This is a genomic window from Mesorhizobium sp. WSM4828, assembly GCF_055811175.1.
The window spans coordinates 25,954-52,038 of sequence record NZ_JBVVQK010000007.1 but is presented as its reverse complement, the minus strand read 5'-3'; the positions used below and the strand labels follow the sequence as shown (position 1 = coordinate 52,038).

At 59.4% G+C, this 26,085-nt stretch carries 27 protein-coding genes and 2 pseudogenes; 17 read left to right on the top strand and 12 right to left on the bottom strand.

Annotated features, from left to right (window positions below; translation table 11 throughout):
* Positions 1 to 293 precede the first annotated feature (293 nt).
* The gene (locus AC0L2X_RS10495) at positions 294 to 605 is read left to right on the top strand and encodes a DUF736 domain-containing protein (protein WP_473599760.1); all 312 of its coding nucleotides are present in this window, start codon (positions 294 to 296) and stop codon (positions 603 to 605) included.
* An 89-nt stretch (positions 606 to 694) separates the two neighbouring features.
* Here AC0L2X_RS10495 and AC0L2X_RS10490 read toward each other — a convergent pair whose 3' ends face one another.
* Entirely contained in the window at positions 695 to 1,228 is a 534-nt protein-coding gene (locus tag AC0L2X_RS10490) for a Ros/MucR family transcriptional regulator (RefSeq protein ID WP_473599759.1), read from the bottom strand.
* Positions 1,229 to 1,854: 626 nt separating this feature from the next.
* On the opposite strand from AC0L2X_RS10490, the gene AC0L2X_RS10485 reads away from it, so the two are divergent.
* Complete coding sequence (locus AC0L2X_RS10485; RefSeq protein WP_473599819.1) at positions 1,855 to 2,385, top strand: DUF736 family protein; 531 nt, start codon at positions 1,855 to 1,857, stop codon at positions 2,383 to 2,385.
* 230 nt (positions 2,386 to 2,615) lie between these two features.
* On the opposite strand, the pseudogene AC0L2X_RS10480 reads toward AC0L2X_RS10485, so the two are convergent.
* Positions 2,616 to 2,768 (bottom strand): annotated as a pseudogene (locus AC0L2X_RS10480) (transposase); the annotation flags it as partial.
* A gap of 4 nt (positions 2,769 to 2,772) precedes the next feature.
* Positions 2,773 to 3,168, bottom strand: coding sequence for a hypothetical protein (locus AC0L2X_RS10475; protein ID WP_473599758.1), 396 nt, complete (start codon positions 3,166 to 3,168; stop codon positions 2,773 to 2,775).
* A gap of 516 nt (positions 3,169 to 3,684) precedes the next feature.
* On the opposite strand from AC0L2X_RS10475, the gene AC0L2X_RS10470 reads away from it, so the two are divergent.
* The gene (locus tag AC0L2X_RS10470; protein WP_473599757.1) at positions 3,685 to 5,799 is read left to right on the top strand and encodes a DUF3363 domain-containing protein; all 2,115 of its coding nucleotides are present in this window, start codon (positions 3,685 to 3,687) and stop codon (positions 5,797 to 5,799) included.
* A 561-nt stretch (positions 5,800 to 6,360) separates the two neighbouring features.
* On the opposite strand, the gene AC0L2X_RS10465 is transcribed toward AC0L2X_RS10470, so the two are convergent.
* From AC0L2X_RS10465 to AC0L2X_RS10450, 4 genes are read right to left on the bottom strand one after another with little or no spacing between them, the layout of a single operon-like run.
* Positions 6,361 to 6,504 (bottom strand): hypothetical protein, encoded by a 144-nt coding sequence (locus AC0L2X_RS10465; protein WP_352566328.1) that lies wholly within the window; start codon positions 6,502 to 6,504, stop codon positions 6,361 to 6,363.
* A gap of 48 nt (positions 6,505 to 6,552) precedes the next feature.
* Positions 6,553 to 7,014, bottom strand: a complete 462-nt coding sequence (locus AC0L2X_RS10460) for an RrF2 family transcriptional regulator (protein ID WP_352566330.1) — start codon at positions 7,012 to 7,014, stop codon at positions 6,553 to 6,555.
* A 51-nt stretch (positions 7,015 to 7,065) separates the two neighbouring features.
* Entirely contained in the window at positions 7,066 to 7,569 is a 504-nt protein-coding gene (locus AC0L2X_RS10455; protein WP_352566332.1) for a group III truncated hemoglobin, read from the bottom strand.
* A 56-nt stretch (positions 7,570 to 7,625) separates the two neighbouring features.
* The gene (locus AC0L2X_RS10450; RefSeq protein ID WP_352917304.1) at positions 7,626 to 8,195 is read right to left on the bottom strand and encodes a PTS sugar transporter subunit IIA; all 570 of its coding nucleotides are present in this window, start codon (positions 8,193 to 8,195) and stop codon (positions 7,626 to 7,628) included.
* A gap of 429 nt (positions 8,196 to 8,624) precedes the next feature.
* Between AC0L2X_RS10450 and AC0L2X_RS10445 the strand changes: the two genes are divergently transcribed.
* The 3 genes from AC0L2X_RS10445 (at position 8,625) to AC0L2X_RS10435 (ending at position 10,487) form a co-directional block, all read left to right on the top strand.
* Complete coding sequence (locus AC0L2X_RS10445) at positions 8,625 to 9,038, top strand: DUF5602 domain-containing protein (protein WP_352566336.1); 414 nt, start codon at positions 8,625 to 8,627, stop codon at positions 9,036 to 9,038.
* Positions 9,035 to 9,559 carry a plastocyanin/azurin family copper-binding protein gene (locus tag AC0L2X_RS10440; RefSeq protein ID WP_473599756.1) on the top strand — a complete coding sequence of 175 codons (525 nt, stop codon included), beginning with the start codon at positions 9,035 to 9,037 and terminating at the stop codon, positions 9,557 to 9,559. Before AC0L2X_RS10445 ends, AC0L2X_RS10440 begins: the two co-directional genes overlap by 4 nt.
* A gap of 247 nt (positions 9,560 to 9,806) precedes the next feature.
* Positions 9,807 to 10,487: an ATP-binding protein gene (locus AC0L2X_RS10435; protein WP_473560257.1), complete on the top strand. Its 681-nt coding sequence runs from the start codon at positions 9,807 to 9,809 to the stop codon at positions 10,485 to 10,487.
* Positions 10,488 to 10,504: 17 nt separating this feature from the next.
* On the opposite strand, the gene AC0L2X_RS10430 is transcribed toward AC0L2X_RS10435, so the two are convergent.
* Positions 10,505 to 11,356 (bottom strand): LysR family transcriptional regulator, encoded by an 852-nt coding sequence (locus AC0L2X_RS10430; protein WP_473560235.1) that lies wholly within the window; start codon positions 11,354 to 11,356, stop codon positions 10,505 to 10,507.
* Positions 11,357 to 11,460: 104 nt separating this feature from the next.
* Here AC0L2X_RS10430 and AC0L2X_RS10425 point away from each other — a divergent pair, with 104 nt between their 5' ends.
* The 9 genes from AC0L2X_RS10425 (at position 11,461) to AC0L2X_RS10385 (ending at position 20,356) form a co-directional block, all read left to right on the top strand.
* The gene (locus AC0L2X_RS10425; protein ID WP_473560233.1) at positions 11,461 to 12,303 is read left to right on the top strand and encodes a gluconate 2-dehydrogenase subunit 3 family protein; all 843 of its coding nucleotides are present in this window, start codon (positions 11,461 to 11,463) and stop codon (positions 12,301 to 12,303) included.
* Between the two features lie 30 nt (positions 12,304 to 12,333).
* A complete protein-coding gene (locus AC0L2X_RS10420; RefSeq protein WP_473560232.1) occupies positions 12,334 to 14,103 on the top strand; it encodes a GMC family oxidoreductase in 1,770 nt (589 codons plus the stop codon).
* A 281-nt stretch (positions 14,104 to 14,384) separates the two neighbouring features.
* Positions 14,385 to 14,636, top strand: a complete 252-nt coding sequence (locus AC0L2X_RS10415) for a c-type cytochrome (protein WP_473560230.1) — start codon at positions 14,385 to 14,387, stop codon at positions 14,634 to 14,636.
* 38 nt (positions 14,637 to 14,674) lie between these two features.
* Positions 14,675 to 14,896 carry a hypothetical protein gene (locus AC0L2X_RS10410; protein WP_352566349.1) on the top strand — a complete coding sequence of 74 codons (222 nt, stop codon included), beginning with the start codon at positions 14,675 to 14,677 and terminating at the stop codon, positions 14,894 to 14,896.
* Complete coding sequence (locus AC0L2X_RS10405) at positions 14,893 to 15,264, top strand: DUF488 domain-containing protein (RefSeq protein ID WP_352566350.1); 372 nt, start codon at positions 14,893 to 14,895, stop codon at positions 15,262 to 15,264. Before AC0L2X_RS10410 ends, AC0L2X_RS10405 begins: the two co-directional genes overlap by 4 nt.
* Positions 15,265 to 15,400: 136 nt before the next feature.
* Positions 15,401 to 16,057 carry a fructose-6-phosphate aldolase gene (fsa, locus tag AC0L2X_RS10400; RefSeq protein ID WP_473599755.1) on the top strand — a complete coding sequence of 219 codons (657 nt, stop codon included), beginning with the start codon at positions 15,401 to 15,403 and terminating at the stop codon, positions 16,055 to 16,057.
* Positions 16,058 to 16,295: 238 nt separating this feature from the next.
* Positions 16,296 to 17,831 carry an FAD-dependent oxidoreductase gene (locus tag AC0L2X_RS10395; protein WP_473599818.1) on the top strand — a complete coding sequence of 512 codons (1,536 nt, stop codon included), beginning with the start codon at positions 16,296 to 16,298 and terminating at the stop codon, positions 17,829 to 17,831.
* Between the two features lie 76 nt (positions 17,832 to 17,907).
* Positions 17,908 to 18,204 carry a hypothetical protein gene (locus AC0L2X_RS10390; protein WP_473560224.1) on the top strand — a complete coding sequence of 99 codons (297 nt, stop codon included), beginning with the start codon at positions 17,908 to 17,910 and terminating at the stop codon, positions 18,202 to 18,204.
* Between the two features lie 769 nt (positions 18,205 to 18,973).
* A complete protein-coding gene (locus AC0L2X_RS10385) occupies positions 18,974 to 20,356 on the top strand; it encodes a glucoamylase family protein (protein WP_473599754.1) in 1,383 nt (460 codons plus the stop codon).
* Positions 20,357 to 20,876: 520 nt separating this feature from the next.
* Here AC0L2X_RS10385 and AC0L2X_RS10380 read toward each other — a convergent pair.
* The 3 genes and pseudogenes from AC0L2X_RS10380 to AC0L2X_RS10370 all read right to left on the bottom strand — a co-directional run bounded on the left by AC0L2X_RS10380 (position 20,877) and on the right by AC0L2X_RS10370 (position 23,909).
* On the bottom strand, positions 20,877 to 21,497 hold the full coding sequence (locus AC0L2X_RS10380) for a Tim44/TimA family putative adaptor protein (RefSeq protein WP_473599753.1): 621 nt from the start codon (positions 21,495 to 21,497) through the stop codon (positions 20,877 to 20,879).
* Positions 21,498 to 21,545: 48 nt separating this feature from the next.
* Positions 21,546 to 23,111 (bottom strand): annotated as a pseudogene (gene ctaD / locus AC0L2X_RS10375) (cytochrome c oxidase subunit I); the annotation flags it as partial.
* Positions 23,112 to 23,246: 135 nt separating this feature from the next.
* Complete coding sequence (locus tag AC0L2X_RS10370) at positions 23,247 to 23,909, bottom strand: 5-formyltetrahydrofolate cyclo-ligase (protein ID WP_473599752.1); 663 nt, start codon at positions 23,907 to 23,909, stop codon at positions 23,247 to 23,249.
* A 128-nt stretch (positions 23,910 to 24,037) separates the two neighbouring features.
* On the opposite strand from AC0L2X_RS10370, the gene AC0L2X_RS10365 reads away from it, so the two are divergent.
* Together AC0L2X_RS10365 and AC0L2X_RS10360 are read left to right on the top strand one after the other, a co-directional pair.
* Entirely contained in the window at positions 24,038 to 24,883 is an 846-nt protein-coding gene (locus AC0L2X_RS10365; protein WP_473599751.1) for a LysR family transcriptional regulator, read from the top strand.
* A 71-nt stretch (positions 24,884 to 24,954) separates the two neighbouring features.
* Positions 24,955 to 25,500, top strand: coding sequence for a DUF488 domain-containing protein (locus tag AC0L2X_RS10360; protein ID WP_473599750.1), 546 nt, complete (start codon positions 24,955 to 24,957; stop codon positions 25,498 to 25,500).
* A gap of 8 nt (positions 25,501 to 25,508) precedes the next feature.
* On the opposite strand, the gene AC0L2X_RS10355 is transcribed toward AC0L2X_RS10360, so the two are convergent.
* The gene (locus AC0L2X_RS10355; RefSeq protein ID WP_473599749.1) at positions 25,509 to 26,072 is read right to left on the bottom strand and encodes a GreA/GreB family elongation factor; all 564 of its coding nucleotides are present in this window, start codon (positions 26,070 to 26,072) and stop codon (positions 25,509 to 25,511) included.
* Positions 26,073 to 26,085: the final 13 nt, after the last annotated feature.

Genomic DNA, 26,085 nt, shown 5'->3' with positions numbered 1-26,085 from the left:
GGCGTCCTCGAATGGATTGGGTCTGACCAAGGACCGCCTCCGCTTCGCTCAGTCTCGATCGTCTTCGCGCAACGACGGCGCTCTCGTTTTCTTCCCCTGGCCATACCACCCCACCACGCAGGCATGGCGGGGAGCCCGGTTTGCGTCCATTCCTCGCGGCCCAAGAAAGGCTCGCGCCGCCGTCTTTCACTTCGTTTCAGCCACTTTGGGGTGCGGACCCATCGTCCACGGTCTCACGACCACCATCGAGGCCGCGATAGGCGCGGCCTCAGAAAACAGAAGGAACGACCACAATGGCGACGATTGGCACTTTCTCCCGCACCGCGAACGGCTTCTCCGGCTCGGTCAAGACCCTGAACCTCAACGTCAAGACGGTGACTTTGACACCGGCCGAAGGCGACAACGAGAAAGGTCCGGACTTCCGCATCTTTGCCGGAGCCACCGAATTCGGAGCGGCATGGAAGAAGACCTCGCGCGAGGGCCGCGACTACCACTCCGTCAAGCTCGACGATCCAAGTTTTCCCGCTCCGATCTATGCAAGCCTGGTTGAGACCGACACCGACGGCGAGTTCTCGCTGATCTGGTCTCGCCGCGCCGCAGAATGATCCGACTCAACACGAAGCCCCGCCGGCAAGGTGGGGCTTCGCCATGTTCAGGTCCGGTGCTGCCTGGCACATCAGTCGGGTGCGGAACGCTACGTTTTTGCGGGTGCCTTGCGCGCCTTCCTAGTCGGCGACTTGATTGCCGTTGCGGTTGCTGTCGCTGCTGCCGCACGGGCAGCCCGTTTTGGTTTTTCCGCCGCGGCAGGAGTGGGCGCCACCGCCTTGCGTCCGAGGCCGATTGATTTTGCCAGAGCCGAGCGGGTAGCTGCGTAGTTCGGCGCCACCATCGGATAGTCGGAGGGCAGGTTCCATTTCTGGCGGTATTGGTCAGGGCTGAGATTGTAATGCGTCCCGATATGCCGCTTCAAGGATTTGAATTTCTTTCCATCTTCCAGGCAGATGATGAAATCAGGTGACACTGATTTCTTGATCGATACCGCCGGCTCCAGCTTGACTGCGGCCGGAGCGACAGGCGTGCCGATCCCTTGCAAGGCAACATAGGTGTCCCCAATCAGCTTCGACACCTCGCCGACCGGCAGCGGATTGTTCGACACGTAGGCGGAAACGATGTCGGCGGTAATTGCTACGAGATCATCGTTGTAGTTTCGGTCTGCAGGAACGGTCATCGAGTTTTCCTCTTGTCTAATGGCGCGCGTTGAAACGGATGAGCTGTTTATTGCCAATGTCGCAAACAATTCGTTATTTCCGCCAACAAACCTCATTGGTTGCAAATATCAAGGGGGAAGCTTCGCTTCCATCATTCTGCCCGGCAGATAAAGTTACTGATCGCGTCGGAAAAGCGAGGCCTTCCGCTCACCTTGTGCGCGGGAGGCACCCAGACCTGGACACACCGGCGCCAGAACGTATCGCGCCTGCGCTGCACGACTGAGCGATGAACGTGCGTGCAACACTTGTCGCCGCGACGCTCTGCGGTGCGATCCTCCTCGCGCGCCAGTGTGAATTGGACGTTCGAGTGCGGTTCATCTGGAAAGGATCGGTCGTGTCAGGTTGGGCTGTATCTAGTCGCGCCAGCGGCAGGATGGATGTTACTCAAACGGCAACCGTCATGCTTTTGAACGGCAGGCCAACCTACTGACTCAGCGAATTGCTCTGGCGTCCCGCCTCAGAAGCGCTTGCCAGCTACAGCCGACAACCGGTTTGCCGACGCGGCATCGCTGTCGTCGCTCGGGGTGCCAGCCTTGGACATGGGCGCGAACAAGACCACGCGGCCGAGCACTGCCTGCCTGCCAGGGTGCGGTGTGGTCGCCGGCTACGAGATCCTTCTCTTTCTGACGAACTGGGACAGTCTGACCGCCGCTATTTCGGCCCGCTCTCGCCCACATCAATCGTCCAGCGCAATGCCGTCTGGGTCACCAACACCTCTCCGGCGTCGGGTTTTTCCAACGATGGCTGCGCGGCGAGCCGTGAACGCGCGGACAGTCATCGTCAAAGGCTCACGAAAGCACAAAAGCAGCGGGCAAATCTGCACCTTTCGCGACGACACCCGCATCTCGGTGACATCTCAACTCTGACGCTCGACGGAAAGCTTGCTGTTGTGCTGACCGAGGAGCCGACGCAGAAAGGCCTCAGACTGTCGCGTCTTCTGCGAAGGCAGGAGATCGGCGCGTTGTGGGATCGCGCCGGCGACAAGGCCAGGTGGTATGTCTCCATCTCGATCGACCATCCACAGCCTGTCCGCGCCGACCTGTTCCAGTCCGTTGCCGAGACAAGTGTCTGGACCTCGCACTGGACCCGGCTGTCGAACCGCGATGAGCGCGGCTGAGCGGGTGCTCGGATGGCGACGGTCATGACCTCTTCTTCTTGCCGACGAGCTGCTGCTTCACCCCAGCCGGGTTGGCGTCCGCCGGGTGCAAACACGCGCCGTCCATCAGCCAGCTCAATCGCCACCATGCCGTCGGGCGGCTGCACCAGATCGCGCAAGGCCCCGAGCGCGGGCAGCCCTTTTGCTGCGCCATCGGCAAGCACCAGCGTTGCCAGTTGCGGCGCCTTGCGAGCGGTCCGGCCGAACTCGACCCGCCAGCGGAACAGCATGCTGATGGCGCCGCCATGGCGGCGACAGACCTGCGCCATGGCGACACCGGGCTTCTCCGGCTCCTGCACGATCGCCCGCTTCTTTGCGTCCCTAAAGCAGCGCCGGTTCGACAGGCCGTCAACCCGCGGTGTCTAGTAGCGCCGTACGCAATTGGCGGCGCTGCTTTAAGTGGGCTCGGGCACTCGGATGAAGCAGCGATCGCCGGTCCATTTCGTCGCCGGATTCTTCCAGGCGATTGCGCCAGAGCCGCAACGCATGCGGCGACAGACCAAGTGCAGCGGCATACTCCGCGTGCCCCATGCTGCTCCAGTTCATCGCCTCGACATGCATGCTGCAGAACGCGCTAAGAGCGATCCGGCCGCTGTCGGTGCGCCTGCCGTAGCGATAGCGTGGGGGCCTTTTGGGCCGCTTCGGCGGCACCTTCTTGCGCAAACGCGCTGCCTTCTCCCGGCGCAGATTCTGCAGCTTTTCCGCACGTTTGCGCAGATCATCCGGGCTCACCAGATGACGCATCCACAGCTCGAATGTGGCGATCGAGAGATCGCGCCGGCGACAGTATTCCGGTGCATCCTGGTTGCCGCGATACCAACTCGCAACACGCGACGACCGCTAAGGACTGTTGGCCTTGGCCCAGGAGCGGCGAGCCGCCATCGGAGATCCTCCACATGACGAAGGAACCCCACATGAAGTTCATTTGCACTAACCGAATAGGTGCGGGGACTGGACGCTTACGGAGGGTGGATTAGGAGATTAGGACAGCAAGATAAAGCGAGCTGGCGCTCGCGCTCGCTTCGCTCGTAAGTCTCTGTCTGCACATTGTTTTTCCGGGCGGATGTCGACGCAACGCAGAATGACGCGAGGTGCGGGGCTGACGGTCTATGGCTATGCTGTTGATCAGAAAAGCAAAGCTGTCGTGCCGCAGCGATGTGCGATCGGTTGTTCTACGCCGCAGCAAGTCTTTGCGCGCCGTAGAACGCCCGGCGCTCCGGCCACCTTGAAGCACCAAATCCGACTCCCGATGCTGTCGTCATGGCAGATCGTGACAGCGACAGATTCGAGGTTCGCATTGGCCGGATCCGGCGCAGCAGCACGCCGGTCAATTCGCGCACGCTGCCCTTTCTGCGCCAGGTCGAGATTGCCATCCGCAAGCAGGGCGGCAATCCCAATCGCCTCGGCGCAAGCAGGAACGACGGGCAGGGGAGCGGCCGCTTCAACGCGCGGGGCCGCGGCGGCAAGGTGGTGTCAGGCTTGCCGAAGGATGGCGGCGGCTGGAAGCAGGACTCCAATGGCGCCCGTTTTCGTTCCCGCCGGGTCGTGGTGAAGGCCCGCGTCGTCAAGCTGCCGGGACGAGGGAAGGGGACCAGCGCGCGCGCCCAAAAATTCGTGACGACCAGCAAGGCCGTTGATGCGCATCTGCGCTATCTCCAGCGCGACGGCGTGACCAGGGACGGCGAGAAGGGCAGGGTGTACTCGGCCGTCGACGACGAGGCCGACGGCAAGGCCTTCGTCGAGCGCGGGCGCGGCGACCGGCACCAGTTCCGCTTCATCGTCGCGCCGGAAGATGCTGCCGAGATGGAAGACCTGCGCTCCTTCACCCGCGACCTCATGCGGCAGATGGAGACCGACCTTGCCACCCGTCTCGACTGGATCGCCGTCGATCACCACAACACCGGCCATCCGCACACCCACATCCTGGTGCGCGGTGTCACCGATGACGGCAAGATCCTCAACATCGCCGGCGACTACATCGCCCACGGCATCCGCCATCGGGCAGGCGAGCTGGTGGAACGGGAACTCGGGCTGCAAAGCGAGGTCGAGGTCGCCCGCAAGCTGGCCAACGAGGTGGACGCTGAACGGCTGACAAAACTCGACCGCATGCTGGTCGCTGAACAGCGGGAGCACGATCTTGTCGATCTCCGTCCCAACGCCAGCGACAGCTACACCATTTCCAGCAATCGCTATTTGCTGATCGATCGGGCGAAGAGACTGCAGCACTTCGGCCTGGCGAGCGAGATCGAGCCCGGCCGGTGGGTGATCTCCGACAGGACCGAAAGCACGCTGCGGGCGCTTGGCGAGCGCAACGACATCATCAGGACCATGCACCGGGCGCTCGAGGAGCACGGCCTCGCCCACTCGCGGGGTGCGGCGCAATATGTCATGCACCGGCGCACCATCACCGAGCCGGTCATCGGCCGTGTGCTCGCCAAGGGCCTTGCCGGCGACGAAATGAGCGACCGGCTGTCGCTGGTCGTCGACGGCGTCGATGGGCGCACCCATTATGTCGAGACTGCTGATGCGGCAAAGCTCGAAGACATCCAGCGCGGCCATATCGTGGCGCTCGATCCGATCCTGCCTAAGCAGGAGCCGCGTGCGGCCGACCGCAACATCAGCAGCGTAGCCGGCGAGGACGGCATCTATCGCCCGAGCCAACACCTCGAGGCAATCCGCGAGACATTTTTGGAACGGGGCAAGGATCCGGACGCCTTCGTCCGTTTCCATGTCCGCCGTCTCGAAGCGCTCCGCCGGGCCGGCCACGTCGAGCGCATCGACGAAGATCATTGGCGCGTTCCAGAAGACCTGTCCGCGCGCGGCATCGCCTACGATGTCCGCAACGCCGGCAAGGACTTCTCCCTGCGTGTGCTCTCGACCTTCGATCTTGACGCGCAGGTCGGCAGCGACGGCGCCACCTGGCTCGACCGGCAGCTTACGGCCAAAAACCCGGTGCCGCTGGTCCGGTCAGGCTTTGGTCTTGAGGTGGACAACGCGCTCGACAGGCGGGCCGCCCAGCTCGTCACGATCGGCCATGCCGAACGCGATCCAACCAGCGGGACGATCACCTTCGCGCGCGACCTTATGGCCACTCTGGAGCGCCAGGAGGTCACGCGGGTCGGCAAGGAAATGGCCGCTGCGCGCGGCCTCATCTTCGCGCCCGTGCAACTTGGCGATAATGTCGGCGGCACGCTGCTCGGCTCGGCCAACCTTGCCAGCGGGCGCTTCGCCATGCTGGACGACGGGCTCGGCTTTCAACTGGTGCCGTGGCAGCCGATGCTCGACAAGCGCATCGGCCAGCACATCAGCGGGTTCGTGCAAAGCAGCGGCGGCATCGACTGGAGCTTCGGCAGAAAACGTGAAATCGGGATGTGAGCGCTCATCGGCGCGGCAGTTTTGGCTCGTAACTATCGCCGGCATATTGCTGCGCCTTTCTGGCTAACGAGTACGGATCGCCGGGCTGAACTGACAGCTTTGCCGACCACAACAGATTGCATTTAATCAGGGCGCTCTGTTCTGCCTTGTACCTGGGATCCACTGCTGCTCGGGGGTCAGCAGTAAAGATCGTAACTCCCATCAGCATCGCAAGTAAAGAACGCTTCATTGTAGCCCATAAGGAGCGACAGAAGCCGAAATTTCTCTACCTTTCAAGCTTGGCATTTCGGGGGGCTAAATGGAGCAAGCCCATACGGCCCTGCTGCTGCTCATGGGTTTCGACCGACAGGGCGGCCGCGTTTCGTTGCTCGCGGTGCGTCGAGAAGCTCAAGTTGGCAGGGATGAGGAACATTCGATAGCGCCAGGGATTCCTTACTGCTCTACCGCTGGCGAGAATTATCACGAGAGTGTCGGCCCTTGATCGTTCCACAAAACACGCATGTGGGCACTTAGCCTGCAGGAATAAACGTTTCGACAGCGCCACACGCCGTCGTTGCGAAACTAGACAAACATCATAACGAGGATCGCGCCGAGGACTATCAGGACAAGCCCACCGATAAGCATTGGCATCAGACTGTTGTCAGGGTCGATGCCAGAATCAATCTCCTTCGTTAGCGGCTTGTCGTTCTTCTTTGATTCGGCCATGACTCATCTCCATCCGAGTAAAGCAGCAAGCCTCTAAACCACGTAATATTACGCCCCGTTGCGTGCCACCCCTGTGCGCACCGATAGTATTGGGCTGCCAATGAAGTCTTTCGGCATCAGCGTGATGTCGGCCAGCGTATAGCGGTCAAGAGTGTTCTGGAAGGATGCTATCGCTTCGCCAAACATGCTTGAAAGCTTGCAAGAGCCGGTCAATACGCACTGGTTTGCGGTGGAGAAACACTCAACCAGTGCGAAATCCGGCTCGGTCAATCGCACGACATCGCCGATCCGGATCAACTCGGGCCGGCGCCCCAGAACGAGACCACCGGAACGGCCACGGATCGCCTTCAGATAGCCGCTGCGGGTCAGCGTGTTGGCGACCTTGTTGAGATGCGTCTTCGACACGGTAAAGCTACGCGCAGCTTCCTCGATCGTTATGACCCGGCCACCGGCAGAGGCCGTGTACATCAGCAGCCGCAATGCATAGTCCGAGAAAGCTGTAAGCCGCATGGATATCTCCTTGATCGCTGCGTGTTTGTGGAAACCCTCACAAACCAATCATCACAGGTCCTTCTCAACGATGGGTTCGATGCCGATCGTGGTCTCGCCGCGATTGAAGGCGATCGCGAGACGGAAACTGTGAGCGATGCGCAGCGCGCGCTCCATAAAAAGCGCTGCCACCTCGGGCGGGCAGATGCGGCGCACCGTTGTGCGAAACAACTGCAGCCAGCGACGGAAATGCGCTGAGCCGAGGCCGGCTATGGCCAGATGTGGTGGCAGTGGCCGGCCTTCATATCGGGACGTTCGAAGTAACGTCGCAGACCAGAAGTCGCACATCTTCGCAAGATGTTGTGGCCATCGGTCCGGCTCGATCTGATCGTGGAAAATGGGGCCGAGAAGGTCATCGCGACGAATTTCATCATAAAAACCATGCACCACGCCGCGGATCATTGTCTCGTCGAGCAGGTCCGGCAGCGGAACGCCATCGACTACGATCGTTCTCGTGCTTCGACCATCCTCGCTCATCTGCAGCTCCTGCTTTTTCTCCCATGCAAGCCGGTTCAAGCCGTTGGGTTCGCTCCTTGAGGCATCCTCTATAAAAGATAGATTGTCAATCTATGTTATTCTCCGACGGAGGGTTCGGACCAAAGGTAGGCCTGTCCGACCTGGGCATTGCTGAACTGCGTGGACATCATCACGCTAGGCCCGACCCGGGCAGTAGGCAAATTGGCGGAAATTCTCCGATGTGACCCATTTTCGAGAAAGGCCAACGCCTCATCGGATGAGCGTGCCGATCGGAGTCGCTCCCGAACCTGAGATGCCTGGAGGAGACGACAAATTTGCGAAAGGGCAGGGAGGAAGGCGGAAGTGGCAGAGCGCGGCCAGAGTACCGTGTAAATGAGATCAACAGGATCGTCGTCGGGGCCGTCGAAATCGATGGGCTTGGCCAGACGTGTCAAAGACGCGGCAGGCGAAGAGATTGTGCCAAGTAGAGCGTGAGGGATCGCGACCCCACGACCTAAGCCCGTCGAGCCGCGATACTCGCGGTCGAAAAGGCCACGAAGAACCATCTGCTCGTCCAGCCCGGTCCTTCGCGCAATCCTGATTGCAATTTTTGACAGGGCTGATTGCTTTCCCTTTGTCACAAGATCAAGCGAAATGTCTTCTTCTGACAAGATGGGGCAGATCATCGGGGTCAACCTCAATGTCGATCCCAACCGGAATCGCAAAATGGGAGTGCAGCCGCACTGCTTAGGCAGGCAGAATGCACCGCGGGATAAGTGGAAATCCTGGCTACCGCCGGACGCGAAGCCAGGGCCTTCTCGCGTCCGGGCTAAAGGCCCGTTTTTAAGCGCTTCGGCTCCCGCCGGAAATCGAGACTGAAAATATACATAGCAGTTCAGAGGTAGTGAAAGTTTTTTTGAAATCAAGCAAACAGTTGCACACCCTAGCAGCAGAAATAATGCACTGAAATGCCAGTTAATTTCGTTTGACGAGCGAAACAGTCTGCTGCTTGCTGGGCGGACGCGAACAGGTCGTGTCGAAAATGGAAATCGCTTTATCAAACAGCCTTCCAGATCTTCGGCCAGCGCAGCTTTATTTCAACAAGGAGATCCGTGATGAAGAAACTCGTCCTCGCAGTTGCCCTGACGACGGGGAGTTCGCTTTGCGCCATGGCGGCGGGTGAGGTTACCAAATCTCCGCCAGCCGCGCCTTACCAGCAGGTCAGCAAGCTTGTGAAGCTGCCCGACTTCCTGCCGGGCATGGGCCAACTCTTCGTCGATCCGACGACATTGCCGGCCGGACCATTCCTTGCCTATGACCACGACGGCAAGCTTGTCAGCACGATTTATATGCTGCCGACCAAGGACCTCAATCCAGACAAGCGTTTTGACGATCTCGCTTCACCCGGAGGCAATGTCGACCATGTCGACGTCTACTACAATGCCGGCCATCCGGGAGTCGAAGAGCCGCATGTCCACGTCGTGCTGTGGCATGTCTCGGCCGCTGACGAGGCCCAGGTCGCCAAATGACACTCACGCGTCGTGAGATACTAAGCGCGGGAGGCGGCCTTGCCGCCGCCCTCTCGCTCTCTTGTGTGGCAGTATGGGCCGGCGAGGCGATCCAAATCGGGATGCAAGGGCGCGACGACGGTTCGCAAGTCTGGTTCGACCCGATCGGCATTCTGATCAAGCCAGGGCAGACGGTCCGATGGACCAACCTCAATCCTGGCAATTCGCACACGACGACGGCTTACAATCCGGCAAACTTCGGGCGACCGCTTCGCATGCCCAAGACGGCAAAATCGTGGGATTCCGACTACCTCCTGCCTAAGGAAAGCTTTTCGGTTACTTTCACAGAGCAGGGAGTCTACGATTATTACTGTATCCCGCATGAGCATGCTGGAATGGTCGGCCGTGTTATCGTCGGCGAACCAGGGGCACATGGCTGGGCTGAAATGGTCGGAGCAAATGGCGACCTACCGGAGGAGGCCCTAAAGGCATTCCCGACTGTCGAAGACATCATGACGAAAAGGGTCGTCCGGCGCGCTTAGATCATGCGCATGAAAGGCGCGGCCCTCCGCAACAAAAGCGACCGAAGATGCCAAAACGGGGCGAGAGCTCCTTGGGTGTCGTGAGTGAGGGACTTTCATGACAGGCTGCGTGTTTCCGTGTGAAACTCAAACATCATCTCAGGCCGGACGCGACGCGCGCACCCAAGTGCCGGACGCACCTCTCGATGCCCGAACTGCTGCCGAGCAACGCGAGCGTGCAACGCACCGGCTTGCCGCCTTGGGCGAGATGACTGGCGGTATAGCCCACGACTTCAGAAACCTCCTGGCAGTAATAGAATCCGGGCTCGGGCTCGCTGAGCGAAGAGCCGACGAGCCCGAAAGGGTTCGTGCCTACATTGCGGCAGCGCGGGAAGGAATCGATCGAGGGATCGAGCTAACGTCACAGCTATTGACCTTCGCGAAGCATCAGGAACTCGATATCCACGCTGGCAATTTGAATGAGTTCCTCACGTCTTTCGAGCCTTTCCTGAGGTATGGCGCGGGAGCCGATGTCCGCGTCAGGCTGGAGCTTGGTTCCGGTGTCCCAGACTGTTTGATCGATCCCGCACTTTTCGACACCGCAGTGCTTAATCTCGTCATGAACGCACGAGATGCGATGCCAAGTGGCGGGGAGATCCGCGTCATCACCGAGCGATTGGTGCAGACAACCGCGACACCTGACCCGCCCGGTCCTGGAACCTACGCATGCGTTCGCGTCAAAGACCACGGTTGCGGTATGGCTCCTGAAGTCTTGCGGAAGGTGTTTGATCCATTCTTCACGACGAAGGGTGAGAAGGGTACCGGGATAGGGATGCCACAGGTGCAGGCACTGACCCAGATGGTTGGTGGTCGGATCCGGATAAAGAGTGAACGAGGGATTGGAACAACGGTCGACCTTCTGTTCCCGTCAGTCCCGTCGGACATTTAGACGCCCAACTAGAACTCTCACAATTTGATGTCGCCGCTTGCGACGGAATGCAATCCCGTCAGCGCTGGACCAACTACGCTCTCGTCCGCACTTGCGGATTGCACCGCATAGACCGGATAGGAGAACTGCGGCATCTCAGGCACAAGATGCAGCCGGCCGGCTTCTATGTGAGGCTGCACAGAACTCATCCTGAAATATCCGGAACCGCCGGTTGCTAGAACATAGTTCAGTGCGAGCGGACCGAGATCGAAAGACAGATCCGGCGCAGCGCTTGGGAAATTCATCCCGTGGTGAAGCCCAAAATCCGGCCCCCAATCCATGTAAACATAGTCGGATTCGTCCAGGAGGCGTGCTTCGGAATTGGTAGTCACGAGAACAAGTTTTTCTTCCAGTAGCAGATCGATCTTCAAACCCGGTCTGTGCGGGGGCGCGTACATGATGGCTAAGTCGACCATTCCCGACGCGACCTGATTGATCAAATCCTGCGGCACATCGACGTGCACTCGAAGCGCAATATCCTCAAGCGAGGCGCGCATCCATCGGACCCAGTCAAGCAGCAGAGGTTGCGCAAGGCTGACTTCGCTGCCCACCGTCAGAACAGCCCGGCGTCCCGGCGGCACGGCAACCTGGTGAAGTGTACGTTGCCATAGCTGGACGAACATCGGGGCGTGGCGCAGAAATTGCTCGCCGGCCGGGGTCAGCGAAGCTCCGCCTTTGTGGCGGACAAAAAGGGCCCGGCCCAGTTGCTGCTCGAGGTTGCGGATTCGTGCGCTTACCGTCGTCTGCGCAACATTCAAGCGCTCGGAGGCCCGAATGAAACTGCCGGTCGATACGATCTCGATAAAGGTGCGGGCGAGTTCGATGTCCATCACGGATATAGCATAAAATTTGCGTTTAAATGTCAATCAATTTCGCTTGCCACATAGTTAGTGTGAGCACTACGCTCGAAGAATTCCACCAAGGCTAGCGCTGGATGCTGCGCAGCGCCGGTTGGAGCGGGCGCAAGCTCTCTCCAACCTCACTCATCCTTGCCAGCAGGGTCACAGGAGAAATCATGTCGACGAAAGACAAGAACCAAGACGACGTGGGGCGTCGCGACTTTCTGAAGCTCTTCGGTGCGGCAGGAGCGGCGGCGAGTACCCTGCCGCTGGGTGGGTCCGCATCGGCGACCGAAATGATGGCCGCGGCGACCGGCAAGCCGCATCATCACACAAGCGACGCCTCGAAATCCGATGCAGGCGGCTCCGCTTATGAATTCTTCAATGTCGATGAGTCCGCCTTCATCGAGGCCGCGGTGGACACACTGATTCCGAGCGATTCAACAGGCCCCGGCGCCAAGGAACTCGGCGTTGCGATCTACATCGATAGACAAATGGCCGGCGGGTACGGAAAGGGCGACCGGCTGTATCTGGAAGGGCCATTTGGCGAGGGTACGCCCGAGCAGGGTTATCAATTGCCGATGACGCCATCGGAACTGATCCGGGCCGGCATCGCCGACGTCAGTGCCTACGTGCAGAAAAACCACAAGAGCGCTTTCGAGAGCCTTTCGGCAAAAGATCGTGTCGCGGTGATGAGCGACCTCGAGGGCAAGAAGGTCGAGCTTCCAACAGTGCCAACCGAAACCTTCTTCGGGCTTCTGCTCCAGCTCACGATCGAGGGTTATTTCGCTGACCCGATGTATGGCGGAAACAAGGACAGGGCGGCCTGGAAGATGATCGGTTTCCCAGGCGCCGACGCCATGTACATGGACAAGATAGAACCATTTCGGAACAAGGCCTATGCGGCTGACCCGAAGGGAATTCAGGATCTCGTTTAATCGACGAAAGAAGACGAAGGAGACTGTAGCATGGCCACCAAACTCAACGAGGTCGATGTCCTGATTGTCGGCCTTGGCTGGACGGGCGGAATCATTGCCAAGGAGCTTGCATCGACCAAGCTGAAAATCGTCGCTCTAGAAAGGGGAGGCCCGCGTGACACCAATCCGGACTTCATCGACCCGCAGATCCATGACGAATTGCGCTACGCCGCCCGACACGACCTCATGCAGAACGTGCGGCGGGAAACCATCACCTTCCGCAACAGTGAATCGCAAACGGCGCTGCCGATGCGCCAGCTCGGCTCGTTCCTGCCCGGCCAGGGCGTTGGTGGCGCCGGCGTGCACTGGAACGGCGTCACCTGGCGCTGGCTCGAATGGGATCATCAGGCGCGTACCCGCACGATCGACAAATACGGAGAAAAGATCATCCCTTCAGATATGCAGCTGCAGGACTGGCCGATCACCTATGACGATCTCGAGCCCTATTACGACAAGTTCGAAAAGACCTGCGGCACCTCCGGCAAGGCCGGCAATATCAACGGCCGGAAGATCGACGGCGGCAACATCTTCGAGGCATCGCGAAAGGACGAGTACCCCAATCCGCCTATGATTGCGGCGCAAAGCATGGTGATGTTCGAGAAAGCGGCCCGCAATCTTGGCTATCACCCTTTCCCCAATCCTTCCTCGAACGCGTCGCGGGACTATGTCAATCCCGATGGCGTCGCCTTCGGCCAGTGTCACTATTGTGGCTTCTGCGAGCGCTTCGGCTGCGAGGCGAATGCCAAGGCGAGCCCGCATTTCACCGTCATTCCGCTGGCGCTGGAGAACCCCAATTTCGAGTTGCGCACCAACTCGATCGTGCTGAAAGTCAATCTGGACTCGACCCGCAAGAAGGCAGTCAGCGTCACCTATCTCGACGCACGAGGGCGGGAGTTCGAACAGCCTGCCGACCTCATCATCCTGTCGGCCTATGCGCTCGGCAACGTCAACCTGCTGCTGCAATCGGGCATTGGCGTGCCTTATGATCCGGCAACGGGCAAGGGCGTGGTCGGCCGCAACTATGCCTATCAGTGCGGTGGCGGGGCTACCGCCTTCTTCGACAAAAGAACCATCCTGAATCGCTTCATGGGGGCCGGCGCGCTCGGCACCTGCATGGATGATTTCAACGGCGACAACTACGATTTCGAGAAGGCCGGCTACATCGGTGGCGGCGGCATCAGCTGCAGCAACTCGGGCGCCAGGCCGATCCAGTCGCATCCCACGCCGCGGGGCACGCCGCGCTGGGGCTCCGACTGGAAGGAGGCAGTGGTCGACAATTATGACCACGCGGCCAGCATTGGCAACCAAGGCGCGGTAATGGCGTACCGGCAGAACTATTTGAGCCTCGATCCGACCTACACCGACGTTTTCGGACGTCCGCTGATGAGGATGACGTTCGATTTCCAGGACAACGAGGTAAAGCAGATGAACGCTCAGGCCGACATCTGCGTGACGATCGCCAAGGAGATGGGTGCGACCAAGGTCGATCGGAGCATTCCCCCGGTGCCTTATTCGATCGTGCCTTACCAGAGCACACACAACACAGGCGGGGCAGTCTTCGGAGCCGACTCGAGCACCAGTGTTCTGAACAAATACCTTCAGGTCTGGGATGTCCCGAACGTGTTCGTCACCGGCGCTTGCGTGTTTCCCCAGAACGCGGGGAAGAACCCGACCGGACCCGTAGGCGCTCTTGCTTACTGGGCGGTGGATGCGATCAAGAACCAGTATCTGAAGAGTCCCGGCCCACTTGTTCCCTCCTGAGGCGACATCAATCGATGCGGATCGGCGGTTTGGATCCGGATCCGGGACTCCAGGGATGTTTCGTACCATATTGCCCCGGCCAGTTCGGCCAGAACCAACCCGTGCTCGTTGAAAGCAGCAAACATGAAATGGACCATGCCTGGATTGGCGACCGCGATTCTCACTGCAGTCGGTTCGGCCCATGCGCAGGACACATCTTCCGGCAATGCCGAAGCCGGCGCCGTCGTCTTCAAGAGATGCATGGCGCCTGCCACAAGGTCGGCCTTGAGGCAAAGAACGGAGTGGGCCCGGTCTTGAATGGCGTCGTCGGCCGAGCGGCCGGTGAGTATCCCGATTACAGCTATTCCTCGGCGAACAAGAATTCGGGTCTGACCTGGGATGAACCGACGCTGACGACCTATCTGAGGGCGTCGCGCAAACTGGTGCCCGGCACAAAGATGGCGTTTGCCGGTCTCAGCAAGGACCAGGAGATCGCCGACGTCATCGCCTATCTGAAACAGTTCAACGCTCGGGGCCAGAAGGTCGGCCCCTGACCAGACGGGAAGCTGTCCCTGGGCAAAGTGCAACCTTGATGAAATTTCTCCTGCACAAGGGTCTGGGGGATTCCACGATCCAACAGATCGGCAGCTACCTGCGTAGCCGCGGCGCCGGCCATCACTGGATCGAGCGATATCGCGGCGACATCTTCGTATTCGTGTCGGATGCGGTCGACGAAGAAATCCTGAGGAGCAAATTCGCCAGCCTTCTCGATGCCGTCAACGACACAGACATGGACGGGACAGGATCTCGATGAGCGAAGAAATCTTCAACGAGAGAGTAAGATTGAAGAGGGCATATGAGAGGCCTGCTGCCGGCGATGGCAAGCGCGTATTGATTGACCGGCTTTGGCCGCGTGGGGTCAAGAAGACCGAAGCGGCCATCGACCATTGGGTGAAGGACCTCGCGCCAAGCACCGAGCTTCGGAAATGGTTCGGACACGATCCAGCCCGCTGGTCGGAATTCCGCCGGCGGTATGCGGCGGAAATCCAGGAGCATCGCGGTGAGCTTGACCGGCTGCGCGAGATGATACGGGAGGGCACCGTCACACTCGTCTACTCGGCTCATGACGAGACCCACAACGATGCCGTCGTCCTTAGAGAGCTTTTGCTGAGACAGCGATGAAGACGCCGCATCGCTCCTCCGTTGCCAAAGACGTAGGCGTGCGGTCTCGACAGCGACAACAAACCCGTCTCCCGGAACCAAACCAAGGAAAATTCATCCAATCATCGATGGGCGGGCTCAGTTGAGGAGAAAGACAATGAAATTCTTTGTCGATACCGCCGATATATCTGAAATTCGAGAGCTTGCTGCCGCTGGAATTCTCGACGGGGTAACCACAAACCCGTCCCTTATCGCAAAGACTGGCCGACCGATCACAGATGTGATCCAGGAGATTGGCCAGACGATCGAGGGCCCGGTTTCAGCGGAAGTCACGGCCATCGACTTTGACGGTATGGTCGCCGAGGGACAGCGCTTGGCCGGCATTGCGACCAATGTGGCTGTCAAGGTGCCGTCCACCTGGGATGGATTCAGGGCTTGCCGGGCGCTCAGTCAGCTCGGACACAAGGTCAATGTCACCCTGTGCTTTTCGGCCAACCAGGCACTGCTCGCGGCAAAGGCAGGCGCGACCTTCATTTCACCATTCGTCGGCAGACTTGACGATCTCGGTCTGGATGGCATGGAGGTGATCCGAGAAATCCGCACGATCTATGACAACGATCAAGCGTTCACGACGCAAATCCTGGCGTCCTCTATTCGCACGCCTCTGCATGTCAAACTGGCGGCAATGGCGGGCGCCGATATCGCAACCGTACCGCCCGCGGTACTCAGAAACCTCGCCAAACACCCGCTCACCGACAAGGGCCTCGAGTCCTTTCTTGCCGACTGGGAGAAGGCGGGGCAAACGATCCTGTAATTGCCCGGGCGAGGGCATGCAGGGAGCTATCATAAAACTTGCACTCAATTGCCGATTAAATTCGTTTGCATGATGCCGGGAATGGCGGGAAGTTGAGCCGCGGAGCGCCAGTTTCGCTCTAGTCGGGCGAAAGCGAAATCGAGAATTTGAAGACGCGCTGGCTTTGTGCGCTCAGAGGCTGATGAGCCTGTCGCCGCTCCCTGGATGCGATTTTGTCGAAATCGCCAAGGAGAAGAAAATGGCTGTGGACCCTACCGAAGTGATCGGACCAGACCTGGTCCAGGGCATCGCGTTCGCCGATCTTCCCGACGGTGGAAAGCTGGTCGGCCATTGCGGCAATGAGCAGGTGCTGCTGGTGCGCCGCGGGGCCGAGATCTTCGCCGTCGGGGCGACTTGCACACATTACGGCGGGCCGCTCGTCAACGGTCTTGTGGTGGAAGACACGGTCCGGTGTCCGTGGCATCACGCGTGCTTTGATTTGCGTACAGGCGAAGCCTTGCGAACGCCTGCCTTCAGGCCACTCGCGTGCTGGTCGGTGGAACAACGCGATGATCAGATATTCGTGGGCGAGAAGCGCAATCGAACCGCACCCAAGCCGCGCGATGGAGGCTCCGGCCCCGTTCCGGAGAAGATCGTCATCGTCGGCGGCGGCGCAGCCGGTTTCGCGGCGGCCGAAATGCTGCGGCGCGAACACTATCAAGGCAGCGTCGTCATGCTCAGCAATGATGAAGCACCGCCAGTTGATCGCCCCAACCTTTCCAAGGACTACCTCGCCGGCAAGGCACCGGAAGACTGGATTCCGTTGCGTGGCGAAAGCTTCTACGCAAAGAACAATATCGACCTGCGTCTTAATGGCAATGTCGCTCGCATCGACGTACGTTCTCGCGAGGTTGTGCTCGCGGACGGGAGCTCGACTCCTTACGACAAGCTGCTTCTTGCGACCGGGGCCGAACCGGTTCGCTTGACCATACCCGGGGCAGACCAGCCGCATGTCCACGCACTGCGCTCGTTCGCAGATTGCAAGGCGATCATTGAGCGAGCCACCACGGCGCAAATCGCTGTTGTGATTGGTGCCAGTTTCATTGGGCTGGAAGTAGCTGCGGCCCTGCGCTCGCGCAACATCGACGTTCATGTCGTGGCGCCGGATAAGCGGCCCATGGAGCGGATCCTGGGTCCGCAAATGGGTGACTTCATCCGCACTATCCATGAGGAGAACGGGGTTGTTTTCCATCTTCAGGACACGGCGAGCAGCATCGATGGCAAAAAGGTGAAGCTCAGCAGCGGCGGCACGTTAGCTGCCGACTTCGTCGTCGCCGGCGTAGGCGTGCGCCCGCGGATCGGCCTCGCGGAAAAGGCCGGGCTCATCCTTGACCGCGGGGTTCTCGTGAACGCCTTTCTGGAGACGAGCGCACCAGGCATATTCGCCGCCGGCGACATTGCGCGGTGGCCAGATCCTCACAGTGGCGAGAACATTCGGGTCGAGCACTGGGTGGTTGCAGAGAGGCAGGGGCAAGCAGCCGCGCTCAACATGCTCGGCCATCGTGAGAAATTCGAGGCCGTGCCGTTCTTCTGGAGCCAGCATTACGATGTTCCCATCAACTATGTCGGTCACGCCGAGCGGTGGGACGAGATCGCGGTAGACGGCGACATAACCGCCAAAGATTGCCTGCTCCGCTTCAAACGAGAAGGGCGCACGCTGGCTGTCGCCTCAATCTTCCGCGACGTTGAAAGTCTGCAGGCCGAGCTGGAAATGGAGCGCCAAATGGCAAGCTAGCTTCGACTTCCGAAAAGCGGAAGTCAGAGTCAGAATGGCGAAGCGGAATGTGGTTGTGACTGAAAGGAGTTCGACTATGTCCACAGAGCAGCAGGAACTAGGTGTCACCCGTGGCTTGGACATGGTTGCGCCCGCCCAGCGTTATTCAAAGATCGTGAAATTCGTCGACGAGGTCGCCAAGCAGGCGGCTAACGATGCACCGACCCTGGTTGAAATCTTCTCGGACAGCGGCCGCTGGTATTGCCGTGTTCGTCGCGGCGATGAAAAGACCCGGCCAATGGGTCCATACACCAAACAACAGGCTCAGCGGATCCAGGAAGCTCGGAGAATGTTGCTCGCCAAAAGAGGTGCCGCTCGCATCATGTTCGAGTAGGAGAAGGAACCCTTGCAATCGTACCGGCCGGCGGACTCCTGCCACAATGATCGTCATGAGTTTTCGAACAATGCAGAGCAGGCCTCCGGCGTCTAGCCGAGCCGGAGGCAAGGACGTCTCAGGCTGGATAGATATTCCGGCATCGTCAACAGACCAGACGGACCTTGTGAGAGAAATTCTCGAGCTTCTCTAGCTTGCGCGTATGCAAGTGTGGTTATGCCCTGACCGCGTCAAATTATAAGATGCGATGTAAAGGGCCGTTGCCGTTCTCCGAGGAAAGATAGGAGCGCGAACGCTTAGCGTGCAGGGTTGGGGTTGCTCATCCTCTATTGATTTTGTACCAAGTAACGATCGACAAACCTGGGATCTGATTATGGACGACTACGATAACCAGAAAGGCGCTGAGCCTGAGGACGTGCGCGCCGCATTGAAGGGGTAGGCATGGTTTGGTGTTCTAATGAGCATTGTCTTTGGTGTCGCCTACGTCCTGATTGAGATGTAGTGGCCCACGAAGCAGCTAGCCCTTGCGGACTGCCCGAGAAGATCGGCAACGTCATTGGCGCGTTTGCAGTGACTTGGGCTGTGCTCGGTGCTGGTATATTTAGGCTGCGGACTACTAAAAGCGAAGTGACGATCTGATGACCGCCAAAGCCATGCTCGACAAGAAGGCGCCGCTGGCACTTTCATCGGTATAACGGGCTTTGGCGCCAGCGGCCCGGCGGAGAAACTCTAAAAACTTTTCAATATGCCGCAAAGCCGGTACGACATATTGACCGGCGGTCTGTATGCCCATTTCAGGAACACCGGCTCGATGATTCCCAGCACGCTCCAAGCACCCGACTTCCCGGCAAACGTTCGCGAGCTCGACGATGAAGCGCTGCTGGATATCGTGCAACGGCAAACGGCCCGGTACTTCTGGGAAGGCGCACATCCCGTCAGTGGTCTTGCCCGAGATCGCCAGAAGACCACCGGTGCTCCGGCCAACGATCTCGCAGCCATTGGCGGCTCTGGCTTCGGCATCATGGCAATCATCGTTGCTGTTGAACGCGGTTGGATCGATAGCACGGCCGCATTATGCCGATTGCAGCGAATGCTGGATTTCCTGGAAAGCTCGCCGCGCTACCATGGCGTGTTCCCGCATTTCATCAATGGCCGTACCGGTGCGACAATTCCATTCCGTCGCAAGGATGACGGCGCTGATCTGGTCGAAACCACTTTCCTGTTTCAAGGTCTGATCTGCGCCCGCGAGTATTTCGACGGGATGGCAACCGAGGAGGCACGCCTTCGCCATAGCGTGAACGCGCTGTTGTCACAGGCCGAGTGGAATTGGTTCGCACGCGGGGCCCGGCAACTGATGTGGCACTGGAGCCCGAACCACGGCTGGGCGATGGACAGCCCGATCAGAGGTTGGAACGAATGCATGCTCACCTTCGTGCTGGCGGCGGGATCAACTCGCCACTCCATTGATCCGGGCATCTTTCACGAAGGCTTTGCTGGTGGATCCGACTTTCGAAACGGGCGCGATCATTACGGGATCGTGCTACCATTGGGAATGGATTCTGGTGGTCCGCTCTTCTTTTCGCAATATTCCTTCTGCGGGCTTGATCCACGAGGCCTAAGCGACCGATACGCCGACTACTGGCAACAGAACCTCCGTCATACGCAGATCAATTATCGGCATTGCGTCCGCAACCCCCATAACCATTTGGGATACGGCCCTGACTGCTGGGGTCTGACCGCGAGCCATGGGCCGCGAGGATACATCGCAAGTGCACCCGACAGGGACTTTGGCGTAATCACCCCGTCCGCTGCCCTGTCGAGTTTCCCTTATGCTCCGGGGGAAGCGATGCGCGCACTGCGCGGTTTCCTGACCAAGCCTCGAAACCGCATATGGGGCCGCTTCGGCTTTGTCGACGCGTTTTGCGAACCTCGCAACTGGTACTCCCGGACATATCTGGCGATCAATCAGGGGCCAATCATCGCAATGATCGAGAACCATCGTACAGGGCTTTTGTGGAGGCTGTTCATGGGCGCGCCGGAAGTGCGCAGGGGCTTGGCGAGGTTGGGCTTCACCAGCCAGCACCTCGACACATCAACGTCTGCTCAGGGGCCACGAGCTGCCGCGGGTATGGTTCCACTGGGTTGCACTTAGCGCCGCAGGGTGGTTTTGTCCCTGAGTGATCTGCTGGCAGGTCGGAGCAGTTCGCGAAGCGCGTCCCGCCGCGTCCTAGCTACTGCTCAGGATCGGGAAATGTCAGCGACTTGGTCTCGAGAAAGTCTAAGCGCGGGCTCCAAGCACCATCATGTATTCCCGAAGACGATCGAATAGATAGCGGCACCAATAAATAGCGCAGCCGACATCCTCATGAATAGCTGAAATGAAAAATAATCTCTCATCGCGGCCTCCTTTGTTTCTATTAATTTTTCTCGGCCAAGATTTGACCATATCACATGAGGATACGATCTGGTAATTTATTTCCAGGCCCTGCTACGCAGCTCGCTGCTTGAAAATGGTCGACTGAGCCCGTGTCATGTCCAATTAATCGCGACAGGCCAATAGTGGGTGGGTGCTGTCAAAGAATGACAAATCCGCTCAGGCCACCCAATGCTCCGGGTTGACTGCCCTTCAACGGTGACACGGGAGGCAGGCTTCTCGGAAGAGCACATACCTGTTAGTCGCCCTCGGTGGCGATCAAAACCCAGTCGCGCTTCGTTGACTGTGTTTCGCGGGCAAACGTCCAGGTGTCGATCACCTCAACAATCAGCGTGGGATCGCCAGCCACGACCCGGTCGTTGGCTGAACGGGTGACACTGACCACCTCGGAAACGAAGCGAACGCCGATCTCTGCGGTCCCATTCTCCTCGAGAGCCTCGATGACTTTTGCTTCACTCACGCCGATGAGGGTCAGCTGCAGCGTCTCTTCCCGATCCCGGCGCCCGGCAATAGCTCGTTCGAAGGTCTCAAGCACTTCCGGCCCGACAAGGCGTTTCAACGTTTGGATGTCGCCATTTGCATAGGCCCGCAGGATAACTTCATAGGCCGTTTTGGCGCCGGTCAGAAACGCGGCGAGGTCAAAATTCGGATCGATGTCGCGGATCACATCCAAGGGCTGGCCCGCCGATGAAGTGTAATTGGCAACGCCGCTTCGTTGCTCAGTCACCGCATCGCCCCGCTTGGTCTTGTCGTCATCCGAGCGCGGCAGCAGCTGGTCCCAGCCTGCCAGCAATGCCCAATAAAACGCGACAATTGCTACGAGCAGGATCTGGTTGTTTGGATCTGTGGTCTCGTTCATGACAGTCTCCCCAACAATAACAGACGCCGATTGAGCTGGAGGCGAGTGTTAGAGAATGCGCGGCAGCTTTTCCCATTGGTGGAAGGGTGGCGGCGACGGCAGCAGCCATTCGAGGGTGGCCGCCCCTTCGCCCCATGGGTTGGCGCCAGCCTGGCGTTTGCGGCTGAAGGCTTCCGCTACCGTGATGAAGAAGACGACAAGTCCGGCCGTTGAAATGTAGGACCCGATCGAGGAGACGAAATTCCAGCCGGCGAAAGCGTCGGGATAGTCGGCATAGCGTCGCGGCATGCCGGCCATGCCGAGAAAATGCTGCGGGAAAAAGACCAGGTTGACGCCAATGAACATCACCCAGAAATGCAGCTTGCCCATCGTTTCGTTGTACATATAGCCGGTCATCTTCGGGAACCAGTAATAGAAGCCGGCGAAGATGGCGAAGACCGCGCCCAAAGACAGCACATAATGAAAGTGGGCGACCACAAAATAGGTATCGTGATACACGCGGTCGATACCAGGGTTTGCAACCATGATGCCGGTGACGCCGCCGATGGTGAACAGCAGGACGAAACCGAGAGCCCACTGCATCGGTGTCTTGAAGTCTATCGATCCTCCCCACATAGTCGCTAGCCAGGAAAAAACCTTCACGCCGGTTGGAACGGCGATGACCATCGAGGCGAAGGCGAAGTAACGCTGGGTGTCCACGGACAGGCCGGTCGTATACATATGATGCGCCCACACGACGAAGCCGATCGCGGCGATCGCCACCATCGCATAGGCCATGCCGAGATAGCCGAAGATCGGCTTCCTGGCGAAGGTCGAGATGACATGGCTGATGATGCCGAAGCCGGGTAGAATCATTATGTAGACTTCGGGATGGCCGAAGAACCAGAACAGATGCTGATAGAGGACCGGATCACCGCCGCCGGCGGGCGCGAAGAAGGTCGTCCCGAAATTGCGATCGGTCAAAAGCATGGTGATGGCGCCGGCGAGTACGGGCAGCGACATCAGCAGCATGAAGGCAGTAACCAGCATCGACCAGGCGAACAGAGGCATCTTGTGCATCGTCATGCCAGGCGCGCGCATATTGAAGATGGTGGTGATGAAGTTGATAGCGCCAAGGATCGAAGAGGCACCCGACAGGTGGATTGACAGAATCACGAGGTCGACCGCGGGGCCTGGCTGGCCATCAGTCGACAAGGGCGGGTAGAGCGTCCAGCCGCCGCCATGGCCAAGCGTGCCGGGCGCTCCTGGAACGAACATTGAGGTGATGAAGAGGATAAATGACATCACCAGCAGCCAGAATGAGATGTTGTTCAAGCGCGGAAAGGCCATGTCGGGGGCGCCAATCATGATCGGTACCATCCAGTTGCCGAAGCCACCAATCAGTGCCGGCATTAGGACGAAAAAGATCATGACCAGCCCGTGGGCACTGACGACGACGTTGTAGACCCCCGGATCGCCAAATATCTGCAGGCCCGGCTCCTCCAACTCCATGCGGATCAACACGGAAAGCGCTGTACCGAAGACTCCGGCCATGATCGAGAACAGCAGGTAAAGCGTCCCGATATCCTTGTGGTTGGTGGAGAACAGCCACCTGACGACAAACCGTGGCTTATGATCATCCAAGGCCGTGGTGGCTGGATTGGACATGATTTGCTTCCTGCTCTTCACTGGAGGCGCGGCGGACTCAAAGATGGACCCGGCCGTCGGCGATCCGCCGTCACAGGAGGATCAGGTCTCGCCTGCACTCATTCATTCATCGGTGACGATCACATCCATCGGAATGTCGTGTGGCTGCGGATAGATGGTCTGGATCCTGCTGCCGGCGTAACCGACGCCCACGACGAGAGGCCGCTTCGGCACGGCCGCTAGGGTCCGGTCAAAAAAGCCCCCGCCATAGCCCAGGCGGTAGTTAGCCTGGTCGAAACCGACAACCGGCGCGATGACGACATCCGGCTGGACCGATGGCCCATTTGACGGAACAAGAATGTTCCAGATGCCGCGTTCGAGCGGGTCTCCTGGTCCCCAGATCCGAAACTCCAGAGGCCAACCTTTTTTGATGACGACCGGCAGCGCGATCCGCCCGCCGCGCTCGATCACCCGTATCGCCCAGTTGCGAAGGTCCGGCTCGCCGCGAAAAGGCCAGTAGCCGCTGATGATGCGCCCGCTGACCCGGCTGACAGCCCGGTCGAGCGCGGAGGCAACGCGAGTAGACCTCGCCAAGCGTTCCTCGGCGTCGACGGCAAGACGCTCCTCGATCAAGCGCTTGCGCTCCGCCTTGCGCCATCGACAGACTTCTGTCCATGCGTCTTGCACAACCGGCCCGGTGCCATATCCGGGAACGAGTTCGTGCATGAAGCACGGCGGCGAGGCGTACTCTCGCGTTTCCAAGGGAAGATCCTCCTGATCAGACATTGTGCGCGCCATCAACTCTTGCGGCGGAAGCCAGCGCGGCCTTCTGAACGTTGCGCTGCGTAAAACAGGAAGGCAAACGGAATTAAATGCTGTATTGATGCAAAATTATTGCACTGACGGGAGCCAGAATGGACATCGACCGCGCTCGCACTTTTTTGGAAATCGTCCATTCCGGCAGCTTTCTGAAAGCCGCCGACCGGCTCCACGTTACCCAGACCACGGTAAGCGCGCGGATACGCACGCTGGAAGACGAACTCGGCCGTCAGCTCTTTATCCGCAACCGCAATGGCGCGCAGCTGACTCCGGCGGGCCGGGAATTCGAGCGGTTCGCCCAATCATTCGTACAAATCTGGGAACGGGCACGGCATCAGCTCGCCATCCCATCGGGACGGACAAGCGTGGTTGCCTTGGGCGGAGAGCTCAGTCTGTGGAATCCGCTGCTGCTCGACTGGCTGGTCTGGATGAAGAACGCCAGGCCGGAAATCGCCATCCAGGCCCAGGTCGGCGTTCCGGACCAACTCCTCGAGCAGCTGAGGACCGGCGTTCTGGACATTGCCGTGCTCTATGCGCCGAAGCTGCTGCCGGGTTTCAAGGTAGAGCTTCTCGTCGAGGAGCAACTCGTCCTGGTTCGGACCACGGACGGAGACCGGGGAACGGTCGGGTCCAAGGATTATGTCGATGTCGATTGGGGACCGCTGTTTGCGGCCCAGCATGATGCCAGCTCCTCAGCCTTCGGCGAGCCAGGATTGATGGTCGGCCTTGGTCCGCTCGGGCTGAGCTATATCCTGCGCGCCGGCGGAATGGGCTATTTCCGCAGGGGCGCCGCAGCGTCCCATATCGAGGCGGGACAGCTGGAGGTGGTGGAAGGCGCCCCGGAATTCACCTATCCAGCCTATGCAGTCTATCCGGAAGCAAGCGAGGTGCGTGCCGACGTGCAGGAGGCGTTACGTGGTCTGAAGCAGGTGGTGAAATGACAGCGTTGTTTCAGTTCCAAATCATCGGTCATCAAGCCGGAAAGAAATCCGTTGCCATGGGTTGACCGTACATGCGTTATCCATTCCACACCATCGGTCACTCGACGCGGTCGATCGCCGAATTCGTCGCCCTGCTACGGATCGCAGAGATCACCCTGGTTATCGACATCAGGACTGTCAGACGCTCGCGGGCGAACCCGCAGTTCAACAGCGAGGTGCTTCCCGAAGCGCTGGCAGCGTTCGGGATCGGATATGAATACATTGCCGAGCTTGGCGGCCTGCGCGGCAAGGCGCACGACGTTCCACCTGTGCTCAACGCATTCTGGATCAACCAGAGTTTTCACAATTACGCCGACCACGCGCTCTCGGCGGAGTTTCTTGACGGCCTGAATCGGCTTCTCTCCCTCGGCAGGCAGCGGCGAAGCGCCATCATGTGCTCGGAAACGCTCTGGTGGCGCTGTCACAGAAGAATCGTCGCCGATTATCTCCTTAGCCGCGGCGAGGCTGTCTTTCATTTAATGGGCAAGGATAAGATCGAGCCGGCGAAACTCACCGACGCCGCGAAGGCAAGGGCCGACGGAACGCTTGTCTACCCGTCTTCACATCCTTCGGGATAGTCGAGCTCTCAGGCCGCCGACGGACCTGGGTCGTCGAACCCGGTGTCGAAGGCCGCGATGTTTTTGTCCGCCGCTTGGTCCTGCATCTCATCGGAACGATGAACGACGCGCAGAACCGGCCCGGCCGATCGCGACGAGCCCGGCGCGGCAGCTCCCGCCAGCTTCAATCTCTCGCGCCTTGCGGTTTCCGGCTGATAGACCACTTCATGCACACTCAGCGTTTCAAGGCCGCCGTCCGCAGTTGGAATGGACATCGACTCACCTTCGGCCAAGCCAAGCAGCGCCAGACCGCGCGGATTGGTGATAGGCAAAAGCATTCCAACCAGACCGCGCATCTCGTCATGTGCGACGATGCGGGTTTCGGCAGGGCCGTCGTTTACCCGATAAGCCACGCGGCTGCTGAGCGTCACGACGGTTGCCGGAACATCATCCCGAAACATTACAACGGCGCTCGAAATCTTCCGGTCAAGGATAGCCGAGAGGATTTCGCCGCGGCTCGGATAGCGTTCCCGCATTACTTCAAGAATTGCGTAGTCCTTGATGGTCAGTTGACAGCTGTCGGTAGTGGGCATGGCGCGTCTCCAG

Excerpts from the sequence above, each read along its gene's own strand:
- AC0L2X_RS10495 (WP_473599760.1), top strand. The coding sequence starts at position 294 with ATGGCGACGATTGGCACTTTCTCCCGCACCGCGAACGGCTTCTCCGGC.
- AC0L2X_RS10490 (WP_473599759.1), bottom strand. The coding sequence starts at position 1,228 with ATGACCGTTCCTGCAGACCGAAACTACAACGATGATCTCGTAGCAATT.
- AC0L2X_RS10475 (WP_473599758.1), bottom strand. The coding sequence starts at position 3,168 with ATGCGTCATCTGGTGAGCCCGGATGATCTGCGCAAACGTGCGGAAAAG.
- AC0L2X_RS10470 (WP_473599757.1), top strand. The coding sequence starts at position 3,685 with ATGGCAGATCGTGACAGCGACAGATTCGAGGTTCGCATTGGCCGGATC.
- AC0L2X_RS10465 (WP_352566328.1), bottom strand. The coding sequence starts at position 6,504 with ATGGCCGAATCAAAGAAGAACGACAAGCCGCTAACGAAGGAGATTGAT.
- AC0L2X_RS10460 (WP_352566330.1), bottom strand. The coding sequence starts at position 7,014 with ATGCGGCTTACAGCTTTCTCGGACTATGCATTGCGGCTGCTGATGTAC.
- AC0L2X_RS10450 (WP_352917304.1), bottom strand. The coding sequence starts at position 8,195 with ATGATCTGCCCCATCTTGTCAGAAGAAGACATTTCGCTTGATCTTGTG.
- AC0L2X_RS10445 (WP_352566336.1), top strand. The coding sequence starts at position 8,625 with ATGAAGAAACTCGTCCTCGCAGTTGCCCTGACGACGGGGAGTTCGCTT.
- AC0L2X_RS10440 (WP_473599756.1), top strand. The coding sequence starts at position 9,035 with ATGACACTCACGCGTCGTGAGATACTAAGCGCGGGAGGCGGCCTTGCC.
- AC0L2X_RS10435 (WP_473560257.1), top strand. The coding sequence starts at position 9,807 with ATGACTGGCGGTATAGCCCACGACTTCAGAAACCTCCTGGCAGTAATA.
- AC0L2X_RS10430 (WP_473560235.1), bottom strand. The coding sequence starts at position 11,356 with ATGGACATCGAACTCGCCCGCACCTTTATCGAGATCGTATCGACCGGC.
- AC0L2X_RS10425 (WP_473560233.1), top strand. The coding sequence starts at position 11,461 with ATGCTGCGCAGCGCCGGTTGGAGCGGGCGCAAGCTCTCTCCAACCTCA.
- AC0L2X_RS10420 (WP_473560232.1), top strand. The coding sequence starts at position 12,334 with ATGGCCACCAAACTCAACGAGGTCGATGTCCTGATTGTCGGCCTTGGC.
- AC0L2X_RS10410 (WP_352566349.1), top strand. The coding sequence starts at position 14,675 with ATGAAATTTCTCCTGCACAAGGGTCTGGGGGATTCCACGATCCAACAG.
- AC0L2X_RS10405 (WP_352566350.1), top strand. The coding sequence starts at position 14,893 with ATGAGCGAAGAAATCTTCAACGAGAGAGTAAGATTGAAGAGGGCATAT.
- fsa (WP_473599755.1), top strand. The coding sequence starts at position 15,401 with ATGAAATTCTTTGTCGATACCGCCGATATATCTGAAATTCGAGAGCTT.
- AC0L2X_RS10395 (WP_473599818.1), top strand. The coding sequence starts at position 16,296 with ATGGCTGTGGACCCTACCGAAGTGATCGGACCAGACCTGGTCCAGGGC.
- AC0L2X_RS10390 (WP_473560224.1), top strand. The coding sequence starts at position 17,908 with ATGTCCACAGAGCAGCAGGAACTAGGTGTCACCCGTGGCTTGGACATG.
- AC0L2X_RS10380 (WP_473599753.1), bottom strand. The coding sequence starts at position 21,497 with ATGAACGAGACCACAGATCCAAACAACCAGATCCTGCTCGTAGCAATT.
- AC0L2X_RS10370 (WP_473599752.1), bottom strand. The coding sequence starts at position 23,909 with ATGTCTGATCAGGAGGATCTTCCCTTGGAAACGCGAGAGTACGCCTCG.
- AC0L2X_RS10365 (WP_473599751.1), top strand. The coding sequence starts at position 24,038 with ATGGACATCGACCGCGCTCGCACTTTTTTGGAAATCGTCCATTCCGGC.
- AC0L2X_RS10360 (WP_473599750.1), top strand. The coding sequence starts at position 24,955 with ATGCGTTATCCATTCCACACCATCGGTCACTCGACGCGGTCGATCGCC.
- AC0L2X_RS10355 (WP_473599749.1), bottom strand. The coding sequence starts at position 26,072 with ATGCCCACTACCGACAGCTGTCAACTGACCATCAAGGACTACGCAATT.